Below are 11,979 nucleotides of genomic sequence, written 5' to 3'. Positions count from 1 at the left end.
GGGTTACCGACAAATGCTTCCTCCTAGGCCACTGAACCACAGCATTTTTTATATTTCTTTCCGGATCCGCACGGGCACGGGGCATTGCGGCCGATTTTTGCCTCTTTTCTTCTCACCGTACCGGGCTTGGCTCTCTCCCCGCCCGATTCACCTCGGCCAAGCTGAATCCTCTGTTTCTTCCTTTGAGGAAGATCCTCCTCCTCGCTGGTAACCTGGACCATGTAGAGTGTCGTGACGGTCTCGTCCCTGGCACGGGTCATCATCGTCTCGAACATTTCATACCCCTCGATCTTGTATTCCGAAAGGGGGTCCCTCTGTCCATAGCCCCGTAGCCCTATCCCCTCCCTGAGCTGGTCCATATTGTAAAGGTGGTCCTTCCATTGGGCATCCAGGACCTGGAGGAGGAATATCTTTTCCAGCCGGCGCATGAGTTCGCTCCCGAACTCCGACTCTCTCTCCTCGTACCTGGCGTGAGCGGTCTTAACGATGGATTCCCCGAGAGCATCCCTCCCGTTCTTCGCCTCCTCCATATCGGGCCGGAAACCGAAGATAGATAAGATGCGGTCACCAAGCCCGTCGAGGTCCCAATCTTCGATATAGTCCTTGGGATCAACGTAAATATCCATTGCCTCTTCGATGATCTCGTCCGCCATCTCCATGACCCAGTCGGAGAGGTCCTCGGATCCCAGGATGTTGCGCCTCTGGCCGTAAACCACCTCCCGCTGCTGGTTCATTACATCGTCATACTCGAGCAGATGCTCGCGGATATCAAAGTTATGCCCCTCGACCTTCCGCTGGGCATTCTCGATGGCCTTGGTGACCATGCTGTTTTCAATGGGCTGCCCTTCGGTCATCCCCAGCCTCTCCATCAGACCGGAGATCCTTTCAGACCCGAAGATCCTCATGAGATCGTCCTCCAGGCTGATATAGAAACGCGAGCTTCCCGGGTCGCCCTGACGCCCGGACCGTCCCCTGAGCTGGTTATCGATCCGCCTGCTCTCGTGCCGTTCCGTGCCCAGGATATGGAGCCCCCCGGCCTCCAGAACCCTCTGCCTTTCATCCTCGCAGATGGATTTGAACTCCTCGAGCAGCCGCTGATACTCCTCCCCTTCCGTGTCGCCGCCGGATTTGTTCCTGGCAAGGGATTCGGGGTTTCCCCCGAGGACGATATCCGTCCCCCTCCCGGCCATGTTTGTGGCAATGGTAACCGCACCCAGCCGGCCGGCCTGAGCCACGATCTCGGCCTCTCTCTCATGGTGCTTGGCGTTAAGAACGTGATGGGGGACCCCCGCCCGTTTGAGCATCCTGGAAAGGAGTTCGGAATTTTCGATGGAGGCGGTACCCACCAGGACAGGTTGACCCCGACGGTGAAGGTCCGCGATTTCCTCCCCCACGGCTTCGTTGAGCTCTTTTCTCGTCCGGAATATGACGTCGGGGTTGTCCTGCCTGATCATCGGCAGATGGGTGGGCATCACCAGCACGTCGAGATTGTAGATCTTCTTGAATTCGGCGGCCTCGGTATCGGCGGTGCCCGTCATTCCCGAAAGTTTATTGTACATCCTGAAATAGTTCTGGAAAGTGATGGATGCGAGGGTCTGGTTCTCACTCTCGATTTTCACCCCCTCTTTGGCCTCCAGGGCCTGATGCAGACCATCGCTGTATCGCCGCCCCTCCATGAGGCGCCCCGTGAATTCATCCACGATAATGACCTGTCCATCCTTTACAACATAATCCACGTCCCTTTTGAAAAGAACATGGGCCTTTAAGGCCTGTTGGACGTGGTGGTTGATCTCGATGTTTCCCGGTTCGTAGAGGTTCTCCACCCCCAGGAGTCTCTCCGTGTTCGCCACGCCATCCTCGGTGAGCATCACGCTTCTGGCCTTTTCGTCGATCGTGTAATGCACCTCCGGCCTCAGTCGCGGGATTATTTTGTCAACAGTGTAGTACTTGTCGGTGGATTCCTCGGCAGGACCGGAGATGATGAGAGGAGTCCTGGCTTCGTCAACAAGGATACTGTCGACCTCGTCGACGATGGCGAAATTCAACTCCCTCTGGACGTAGTCCTCGAGGCTGAATTTCATGTTGTCCCGGAGATAGTCGAAACCGAACTCATTGTTCGTTCCGTAGGTTACATCCGCGGCATAGGCGGCCTTTCTCCCGACATCGCCCATATCATGCCGTATAATCCCCACGGTCAACCCCAGGAAGCTGTATATATTACCCATCCACTCACTATCCCGGGTGGCAAGGTAATCGTTGACAGTCACGACGTGGACTCCATGACCGGTCAGAGAATTAAGATAGACAGCCAGGGTAGCGACCAGGGTCTTCCCCTCACCGGTCTTCATCTCCGTGATAGTGCCCTCATGCAGGAAAACACCCCCGATGATCTGGACATCGAAATGTCTCATGTTCAGTGTCCTGTGCGCGGTCTCACGGACCACCGCAAAGGCCTCGGGAAGAAGGTCATCCAGGGACTCACCCTTTTCGACCCTCTCCTTGAACTGTCCGGTCTTTGAGCGGAGCGCGTCGTCGTCCAGGGTCCTGATGGAATTTTCCAGGCTGTTGACCCGATCAACGATGGCCGCAACCCTTTTCAGCTCCCTTTCGTTCCTGCTCCCAAATATCTTTTTTCCTATGGCGCTGAGCATTCTATATCGGAGTCCTCTCTATTGATAACCAGAGTTCAGGGTCCAGAGTCCAGGGTCCATTAACCTTCGCCGGAGGCTACGGTGGCATGCGTTTAAAATTCCAGTTTTCCCTAACCCTGACGTTTGGTTTATTGTCCTTCTCCGCGTACGCAACAACCTCTGTGGCTCTGTGGTGAATTAATAAACACTTCCAAAGCTAATTTACCACCCTTCTAAAACCCTGTGATGCAGCCTTCAAGCCGGCTGCACTGTGGTGAAATAATGCAGTTTGAGGTTTGAGGTTCTTCGATACTTCGGCACCTCGATACTTCCATGCAACTTTATAGATTAGCACCTCAAGCCGGATCATGGGAGCCGAAAATATCCATTCAGGATAAAAACAACCCCGGAAGTCTCACTCCCGGGGTTTGAAATTCAGGACAACATGGAGGCTTGAACTGCGAAGTCATAAACGCGCCTACTTAAGGGACGCGCAAATCGAAGATTTTTGGTTCATCCGGCTAATGCGTACCTTTATTATTTTGCTGTCATTGCGAGCCCGAGTGAAACCATAGGCGTGGCAATCTCATGCGGAGCTGAAAAGATCGTCGCGGCGACCTCCGGTCGCCCACGGGATCGCTTCGCATAAGTTGCAGCTCGCGATGACAGACGGCGGGGTATGGTCCTCATCCAGGTACCCATTTACAGGATGATCCTAATTAAGTATATACCTCATAGGATTAACGGCCACCCCGTTAACCGCGACCTCGTAATGAAGGTGCGGCCCGGTGCTTCTTCCGGTGTTTCCGACAAACCCCACGACATCGCCACGTTTGACCTTCTGGCCGATCTTGACGTTAAGCTTGGAGCAGTGGCCATACCTGGTCGCGATCCCATAACCATGATCGAGAACAACAAGGTTGCCGAAGCCCCCTTCCCGACCTGCAAAGACCACAACCCCGTCCGCGGGTGCAATAATCGGCGTTCCCGTACGGGTCGCCACATCGACCCCCCTGTGCATCTCCCGCCTTCCTGTAAACGGGGATGTCCTGTACCCAAAACCGGAGGTTGTCCATCCTCTAACGGGCCATATGGACGGCGTGGAGGCCAGGAGCGATTTCTGATCTTCAAGATATTCCATCAATTCCTGGAAGCTTCGTTCCTGTATATCGGCTTCGGCCTTGACACGGGAAAGCTCATTCGTCATGCCCTTGAGAAGCGCCTGGTCCTGGAAGGTCACCTCCGAATCCATGGGATTGAACGGCTCCGGATTTTCGCCGCCGATCCCCATGATCTGCTCGGGATAGACCACCGAATCCAGGTTGGCCATGACACGCAGCTTAGTGTCAAAATGGCGAAGACGGTTCATCTCAGTCCGGATATCGTCGATGTCCTTGGCAAAGGTCAGCAGCTGTTTCTTCTGCTGCCTGGTTTCAAGGCGGAGGCGGTCAACATCCGAGACCATCTTCTTGACGCTATAGTAATCCGTCAAAAGATACGCCAGCCCGGCCATAACGATAAGGGAAAAGAACAGAACGCCGCGTACAAACAGTTTAGGGATCTGGTACCGGCGGACCCTGGTGGTCTCGTCCGGCACTACCATGATGGTATACTTCTTCTTCGTCACGCCGCAAACTCTCCCCTCGGAAGCTTGTATGCAACCTGGGTTTTGGTTTCAAAATTTCGGAAAAATTAACATACAAATCATGGAATTGCAAGTGGAGTGATCACCTTCCGGATACGATAATCGATTCCACTAAAAGCGTAGGAGCGCCCGTAGATCCGTAAAATTTGAGATCGTTTCCAACGGCAAGGACCCTGGAAAAGAGCTGAAAAAGGTTGCCGCTTACAACCGCGTTTCTGAACGGTTCCATCCTTTCTCCACCCCTGATGATGTATCCCGAAGCACCGAGGGAGAAATCCCCCGATACCCGGTCAACGGTGTGCAGACCCATCAGATCCTCGATCTGAAGAGCTACGCCCGGGGGAAGGGACTTTTCTGCGGGACTTTCCCCGGATCCCAGGATCAGGTTCGTGGCCCCCGGAGATGGAACCGACGACAAGGACCCCCTGAAACCGTTTCCGGTGGACTCTTTCCCCTCCTTGCCTCCTGTCCTGATGGTATGGAAACACCCGGCCATCACTCCACCATCCACCAGCAACCTGGATATCGGGCAGACCCTCTCGTCATCGAAGGGAACACTTCCCACTCCCCCCGGCAACAGCCCCTTATCGGCGAGACTGATCATGGGCGAGAAGATCTGCCGTCCCATTTTGCCCGTCAGACCGGATCGGCCTTTCTGTATCTCGTCGGCGGAGAAGGATGATGCCAGCACCTCAAGCAGGCCCACCGTGACCTTTGCGGGAATAAGCGCAGGATATTCACCTGTTTCCGGAGGGCCGCCGCCAAGAAGGCCGCCGGCCTCCAATCCGGCCCTCGACCCGACGGCATCAGGCTCCAGGTCCGACGAGTTCCGGCAGACCTGGTAATCGTAACCGGTCTGGGAGCCGGAATCGCTCTCGGCTACGGCCTGGACCCCCACGGAGAACAGAGTGTCCTCGTAGGACCACACCATCCCCCCCGACGAAATTGCCGTAACCCGATATTGCTCGGTATATGATGGCTTGTAGACCGTCGTTATCGCCGGGTGGGCGGCCATGGCTGAGGCTTCCATGGAGCATGCCATATCAATCTTCCGGTTCAAAGGCGCCTCAAACCCGGCGCAATGGAAAATGTTCCCGACGGTTCCTTCTTCGGTCGCGGTGGAAAAACGGTTCTCATCTCCCGAAGGTACGAGTTTAGCCCCCTCTACGGCGTCCTCCGCCATCCCCTTTATAGCCCCGTCATCAGGGTCGGTCACGTAGGCGAACCCGGGCCTGTTTCCCACCAATACACGGACAGCCGTAGAGGTCTCGCGGTTGCGGCGTGAGCCCTCTATGGTTCCATCCTTCACCTCGATGCGGGAGGAATCGATGAACCGCACAATGGCCTCCGCATCCTCCGCGCCCGAGGTAAGGGCTACCTCTCTTATCCTTTCAGCCAGAATTTGCAGCTTGTGTTGCATGTTTACCTCTAAGGATCATTACAAAAATGAGTGCCTGGATGTGAAACCATGGTAAAATAACAGACACTTCCAAAGCTAATTTACCACAGCCTGTCCTGAGCTTGTCGAAGGGCGTGACCACTCCCAGGTCACACCACAGGGTTACTAAACGGGGTAAACCAAAAAGTAGTATTTGTTTTACTTTAAAACCCTGTGGTACAGCCTGCAAGCGGCTGTACTGTGGTGGAACAACGTGTCCTGTCGCGGTGCGCCGCTCCTTAACCACAAACCTTATCGCCCTTCGACCACGCCGTCAGGATGCAGGTTCAATTCAATTCCTTAATAACGGCATGTTCGTCACAGTTGGGGAATTGAGGGCACTTGAGACAGTCCGCCCATATTTTCTGGGGAAGAGATTCCTTCGGAACCCTGGTAAAGCCCAGTTTCTCGAAAAACTCCGGCCTATAGGTCAAGGCATAGACCCTGGAGATCCCAATCTCCACAGCCTCCTTGAGACAGGATGCAACCAGGCCGCCGCCCACCCCATGTCCCTGGTAATCCTCCTCCACGGCAAGGGACCTTACTTCCGCCAGATCCTCCCAATTCACATGCAGAGCTGAACACCCGACGATTCGGTCATCCATCTCGGCAACAAAAAAATCCCTTATCCCCTCGTAGATCTCGCTCCTGGATCGTCCAAGCATCTCTCCCGCGGATGCGTATCCGTTGACAAGCCGATGGATGGCCGAGGCATCGCCGATTCGAGCTTTCCTTATATTCCAGCCGGAGTTACCCATTGAATTCCTCCAGCATTTCCCTCGCCGAACTCACAATGGCCGCGGTCAGTTCCATACCACCGATCATCCGTGCCAGTTCCCCTACCCTCTCATCCCCATCAAGAAACCTTGCCCGGATGACGGCTCGTCCCCCATGCTCCACCTTCTCGACCATGATGTGACGATCCGCGCAGGCGGCAACTGGAGCAAGGTGGGTAATGCACAGGACCTGGTGGTGGCCGGATATTTCCTTGAGTTTCCTGCCGAGTATGCCGGAGGTGCGTCCCCCGATGCCCGAATCAACCTCGTCAAAAACCAGTGTGGGAACCCCATCCGTGTGGGCCAGGATCGTTTTGAGAGCCAGCATCACCCTGGAAAGCTCCCCGCCCGAGGCTATCTTCCGCAGGGGCATAAGGGGCTCTCCCGGGTTGGTGGAAATAAGAAATTCCACGAGGTCCGTGCCCTTCTCGAAATGAGGGACATCCTCAAAGTCGACCTTGAACCTGATCCGTTCCATTGCCAGGTCGGCCAGTTCGGCCAGAACCCTTTTCTCAAGCCTGGAGGCGGCGGCCCGTCTTCCGGCGCTCAGATCCCGGGCTGATTTCACCAGGATTTCACCCAGCCTGTTTTCCTCGGCCCTGAGTGCGTCCTCGCTCTCCTGGCCCGTTTCCATCTCATCCAGTTCCCGTATAGCCCCATGATAGAAGGCAAGGACATCTTTCACCGTTGGGCCATATTTCCTTTTCATATCCTCGATGAGGGCCAACCTTCCGGAAATCATGTCCAGCCGCTGGGGGTCTGCCTGAACCATCCCGGCATATTTCCTCAGAAGGTGCGCCGCCTCCTCGATCTGCGCCCGGGAATTGTCCAGAAGGTCAACAATTTCTCCCAGCCTCGCGTCGACATTCAGAAGACCCCGCAGACTGGAAGCCGCCCCACCGACCCCATCGGCAAGGGAACCGTCCGACTGATATACAGCCTCCAGGACGTTGGCGGCCGCGGATTGGAGTTTCCCGGCCGAAGCGAGAACCTTTTCCTCTCCCCTGAGCGCATCCTCCTCATCAGCGTCGATAGAGGCAGCCTCGAGTTCATGTACCACGAAATTCAGATAGTCTGTCCGTGCCAGGTTCTCCCTCCCCTTCTCCTCGATATGACGGATTTTTCTGCTGATCTCCGCCTTTCGCCGGAAGGTCTCTTCGTGCTGAGCCCTCTTTTCCTCCAGGCCGGCGAAAGCATCGAGAGCCTGTAGATGGGCGGCTACCTTGAGGAGGGTCTGGTGCTCATGTTGGCCGTGAAGGTCCACGAGGCCGTCCCCCAATGTCCTGAGCCTGGACAGGGGCATGGATGAGCCGTTGACGAAAGCCCGGCTTCTTCCCTCCACCGGTATTTCCCGGTGGACCGACAGTTCCCCGTCTGATCCGGGTTCGACCAGATCATACATGGCCTCCGGGACCCGGAAGACGCCGTCAATAATGGCTGAGTTCTCCCCCGACCGGATGACGGCAGTATCCGTCTTTTCACCAAGAACGGCCTGAAGGGCATCCACAATGATCGACTTGCCGGCGCCCGTCTCACCGGTAAGGACCGTCAGCCCCGCGCCAAAGGGGAGGGAGAGTTCATCAATCAGGGCGAACCCTTTGATGTCGAGTCGCTTCAGCATGAATTCAGTTCCGCGTTCCAGCTTTGACAACCTCGTAAAAAGTCTCTCAGGTCCTACCGCCTTCCCCAGTGAAGCTTGGCCCCGAGGACATCGTAGAAGGTTTTCGACCCGGTCCTGATCAGTTTGACCCGGCCGGACGAGGCTTTCACCTGGACCCTGTCCCCACCTGACAGGCTCATTCCTTCCTGCCCATCCAGGGTCAGATAGACCTTTCCAGGATCCCCGGTCAGGTGTAGCTCCACAAGGGAACTACCCGGCACCACAAGCGGCCTGTTTGTCAGGGTATGGGAACATATGGGAGAGATCAGAATAACGTCCAGGGTCGGCTCAACGATCGGCCCCCCGGCGGACAGGCTGTAGGCGGTGGATCCCGTGGGCGTACTGACGATTAGTCCATCGGCCTTGTAGGTTGTCACCTCGTGTCCATTCACAAAGGCCTTCAGGTCGAAGATGCGGGCGAGAGCGCCTTTGTTTATAACCACGTCGTTAAAGACCTTGAACTCGCGGATCTCGTCACCCTCCCGGTAAAGGTGAACCTTCAATCTCATCCTTTCCTCAATCCCGTACTTCCCGGTCAGGACCCGCTCAAGCGCGGGGAAAAGCTCTTCCAATCCAAGTTCCGTAAGAAATCCCATGGATCCGAGGTTAATCCCCAAAAGGGGAATGTCGGTGCCCTCCACGAGACGTGCTACAGACAGAAGGGTGCCGTCCCCCCCAAGAACCAGCATGATGTCAACCCCGGTTGGGACCTCGTTTCTCGGTACGGCCTTCGCCAATGTCCCGCTCAGTCCCTCGTACTCCTCCTGCACGGTGATTTCCACATTCCTGCCCATGAGCCACGGAACCAGTTTCACCATTACCTCCCGGGCATGGGGGCTGGTGGTCTTGGCAATAATCCCTATTCGCTTGACCTCGTTCATGGTATTTCCTTATATTCGAGGATCATCCTGAAAATAAGTACCTGAAGGATGACCAGATTTTGTGAAAAGCTAATTTAACACAGGGTGCACAGAGTTTCACAGGGTAACAGCTCTTGACTTTTTCAGCTCCGCCCGGGATTGCCGCGTTACTCTCGTCTCCCTCGATGCTCCTCGCAATGACAGCTCTCTGTTCCCCGCGTCCCCTTTTCTACTCTGGACCCTGGACTCTGGACTCTGGACCCTGGACCCTGGACCCTGAATCCCGCCGTTGAACATTGAACGTTGGACACCGGGTTAAGGTACGCGTTAACCGGATGAACCATCCGATAACACCTTAGTTAAATGCGCCAGGAACTCCACGTTGCCGTCCGCTCCGGGAACAGGGCACTCCATGGATCCCCGAATCCCGAACCCCTCCTCCGCCGCCGCCGCAAGGATGCCGGCCAGGGCTTCCCGACGAACCCTGAGGTCCCTGACTATCCCGCCTTTCCCGACATTTTTCCTTCCAGCTTCAAACTGGGGCTTCACCAGGACAACCGCGTCCGCACCGTTTCGAAGAAACACCCGCAGGCGGGGAAGTATGAGCCTCAGTGAAATAAAGGACACATCCACCACCGCCAATTCAAGATCATGGGGCAGGACATCGTCGGAGATGGTCCGAAAATTGGTCCTTTCAAGGACAGTTACCCGGACGTCGGACCGCAGCTTCCATGCCAGCTGGCCATACCCGACATCCACCGCGAAAACATGGGCCGCATCCCTCTGAAGAAGACAATCCGTAAAACCTCCGGTTGATGCCCCCACATCAAGACACCGTTTCCCCGCAGGGTCGACACCGAACCGGTCCAGGGCGGCTTCAAGCTTCAGCCCTCCGCGCCCCACGTAGGGCAGCCCTTCCCGGACCTGGAGCGAAACGTCCACCGGCAGGCGGTGCCCGGCTTTATCCACTCTCCTGTCGCCGGAGTAGACCCGGCCGGCGAGGATCAGCGCCTGAGCTTTCTCCCTGCTCGGCGCGAGGCCCCTGGCTACGAGCAGCAGATCCACTCTCTCACGGGCCGGCATCCCCGAGAACCTCTCGAACGGCACGAATGATTCCGTCCATATCGATACTCAGGTCTGCCCTGAGCTCCGCCTGGGTAGCCTGTTGTATAAAAACATCCGGGAGCCCCAGTCTGTGAATCCTGCAACTCTCCCCCCTATCCGAGGCTGCCTCCAGAACCGCTGACCCGAACCCGCCCATAAGCGCGTTTTCCTCTATGGTAATGATATTCCCGCTTTGCCGCCCCCACTTGAAGATCAACTCGCTGTCAAGGGGTTTGATAAACCGGGCATCAATAACCGCGGCGTCGATTCCATCATCCTTCAGCTTCATAGCTGCATCAAGCACAGGATGGAGGCTCGATCCGGCAGCGGCCAGAGTTACGTCAGTCCCTTCCCTGAGGAGCTTGCCCTTGCCTACCTCCCAGATCTTGGGTTCACCGAGAGAAACACCCACGCCCGTTCCCCTGGGATACCGGAAGGAACAGGGACCATCCATGGTCAGGGCAGTGGCGAGGGAGTCCCTTAACGCCGATTCATCCCCCGGCGCCATAATGGTGATATTGGGTATCGGACGGAGGTAGGAAAAATCAAAGACCCCATTATGGGTCGGGCCATCCTCACCCACCAGCCCTCCCCGGTCAATGGCGAAGACAACCGGCAGGCCCTGGAGGCAGACATCGTGGATTATCTGATCGTAAGCCCTCTGAAGGAAAGTGCTGTAGATGGCCACCACCGGGCGAAACCCCTGTGTTGCCAGCCCCGCCGCGAAGGTTACGGCGTGCTGTTCGGCAATCCCCACATCGAAAAAACGGTCAGGGTATTCATCTGCAAACCTGTCTAACCCCGTACCTTCCGGCATGGCGGCGGTTATTGCGACAATGCGATCGTCCTTCCTCGCCGCCTCGATGAGAGCATCGGAAAATACACTCGTATATGATGGAACGGATGTCTTCCTGATCGGCTTTCCCGTCTCCCGGTCGAAAGGTCCGACCCCGTGGAACCTTGCCGGGTTCTTCTCGGCGGGCCCGTACCCCTTTCCCTTCTCCGTCCCGACATGGATGAGCACCGGGCCTTCAATCCTGCGCGCATTCCGAAAGGTCGCGACAAGGCGATCCAGACGGTGCCCCTTTATGGGGCCGATGTATTCGTAGCCCAGTTCCTCGAACAGCATTCCAGGGTAGATCAGGGCCTTGAACGATTCCTCCGCCTTCCTGGCAACCTGGAGGAAAGGCTCGCCGACCTTGGGGATGTTCTTCAGGAAGTTTTCGGTCTCCCTTTTAACCCTGTTGACAATGCTGCCGGTAAGTAATCTCGACAGGTAAGAGGACATTGCACCGACATTGGGGGCGATGGACATCTCATTGTCGTTAAGGATCACCACGAGGCGTTTTCCGTGTTCCCCGGCCTGGTTGAGGCCCTCGAGGGCAAGGCCCGCTGTCATGCTTCCGTCCCCGATCACCGCAACGACCTTGCCGGGCTTGTCCAACCGTTCAAGCGCCTCGGCGATGCCAAGAGCGGCCGAAAGAGATGTACCGCTGTGACCAACGTCGAAACTATCGTAGGGGCTCTCTTTCCTTTTTGGAAAACCGCTGATTCCGCCTTTTCGCCTAAGGGTGGAAAACAGGTCCCTTCGTCCGGTCAACAGTTTGTGGGTATAGGCCTGATGCCCGACATCCCAGACGATCCGGTCCTCTGGAGCCCGGAACACATAATGCAGGGCAATGGTCAACTCCACCACTCCCAGGTTGGATGCCAAATGCCCCCCGTTTCTGGAAACCACATCGAGGATAACCTCCCGGACCTCTCCAGCAAGCCGTTCCAGATCCGGGATCTTCAGATCCCAAAGGTCGGCGGGCGAGTTGATCCCGTCGAGGATTGAAGCCTTTCCAGGGTCGGATTCACTCAATA

Annotated in this window: 8 protein-coding genes; all 8 read right to left on the bottom strand. The window is 56.3% G+C overall.

Annotation, left to right across the window (positions count from 1 at the left end; genetic code table 11):
* Positions 1–23: 23 nt before the first annotated feature.
* Positions 24–2,651, bottom strand: a complete 2,628-nt coding sequence (gene secA / locus GXP52_03020; GenBank protein NOY86258.1) for a preprotein translocase subunit SecA — start codon at positions 2,649–2,651, stop codon at positions 24–26.
* Between the two features lie 694 nt (positions 2,652–3,345).
* Positions 3,346–4,233, bottom strand: a complete 888-nt coding sequence (locus tag GXP52_03015) for a M23 family metallopeptidase (GenBank protein NOY86257.1) — start codon at positions 4,231–4,233, stop codon at positions 3,346–3,348.
* 124 nt (positions 4,234–4,357) lie between these two features.
* Positions 4,358–5,695, bottom strand: a complete 1,338-nt coding sequence (locus GXP52_03010) for a TldD/PmbA family protein (protein NOY86256.1) — start codon at positions 5,693–5,695, stop codon at positions 4,358–4,360.
* A gap of 305 nt (positions 5,696–6,000) precedes the next feature.
* Positions 6,001–6,471 (bottom strand): N-acetyltransferase, encoded by a 471-nt coding sequence (locus GXP52_03005; GenBank protein NOY86255.1) that lies wholly within the window; start codon positions 6,469–6,471, stop codon positions 6,001–6,003.
* A complete protein-coding gene (gene recN / locus GXP52_03000; GenBank protein NOY86254.1) occupies positions 6,464–8,110 on the bottom strand; it encodes a DNA repair protein RecN in 1,647 nt (548 codons plus the stop codon). The genes GXP52_03005 and recN overlap by 8 nt, the downstream gene beginning before the upstream one ends.
* Before the next feature lie 53 nt (positions 8,111–8,163).
* Positions 8,164–9,030, bottom strand: a complete 867-nt coding sequence (locus GXP52_02995) for an NAD(+)/NADH kinase (protein ID NOY86253.1) — start codon at positions 9,028–9,030, stop codon at positions 8,164–8,166.
* 306 nt (positions 9,031–9,336) lie between these two features.
* The gene (locus GXP52_02990) at positions 9,337–10,092 is read right to left on the bottom strand and encodes a TlyA family RNA methyltransferase (protein NOY86252.1); all 756 of its coding nucleotides are present in this window, start codon (positions 10,090–10,092) and stop codon (positions 9,337–9,339) included.
* A complete protein-coding gene (gene dxs / locus GXP52_02985; protein NOY86251.1) occupies positions 10,079–11,977 on the bottom strand; it encodes a 1-deoxy-D-xylulose-5-phosphate synthase in 1,899 nt (632 codons plus the stop codon). Before dxs ends, GXP52_02990 begins: the two co-directional genes overlap by 14 nt.
* Positions 11,978–11,979: the final 2 nt, after the last annotated feature.

This window comes from Deltaproteobacteria bacterium, from assembly GCA_013151915.1.
Lineage (GTDB): Bacteria > BMS3Abin14 > BMS3Abin14 > BMS3Abin14 > BMS3Abin14 > BMS3ABIN14.
Note: the sequence above shows the minus strand (reverse complement) of the source record. Positions and strands in the feature narration are given on the sequence as shown.

What these genes read in the sequence shown, in the direction of transcription:
- GXP52_02995 (NOY86253.1), bottom strand. Translation starts at nt 9,030, where the DNA reads ATGAACGAGGTCAAGCGAATAGGGATTATTGCCAAGACCACCAGCCCC.
- GXP52_03010 (NOY86256.1), bottom strand. Translation starts at nt 5,695, where the DNA reads ATGCAACACAAGCTGCAAATTCTGGCTGAAAGGATAAGAGAGGTAGCC.
- secA (NOY86258.1), bottom strand. Translation starts at nt 2,651, where the DNA reads ATGCTCAGCGCCATAGGAAAAAAGATATTTGGGAGCAGGAACGAAAGG.
- GXP52_02990 (NOY86252.1), bottom strand. Translation starts at nt 10,092, where the DNA reads ATGCCGGCCCGTGAGAGAGTGGATCTGCTGCTCGTAGCCAGGGGCCTC.
- GXP52_03005 (NOY86255.1), bottom strand. Translation starts at nt 6,471, where the DNA reads ATGGGTAACTCCGGCTGGAATATAAGGAAAGCTCGAATCGGCGATGCC.
- recN (NOY86254.1), bottom strand. Translation starts at nt 8,110, where the DNA reads ATGCTGAAGCGACTCGACATCAAAGGGTTCGCCCTGATTGATGAACTC.
- GXP52_03015 (NOY86257.1), bottom strand. Translation starts at nt 4,233, where the DNA reads ATGGTAGTGCCGGACGAGACCACCAGGGTCCGCCGGTACCAGATCCCT.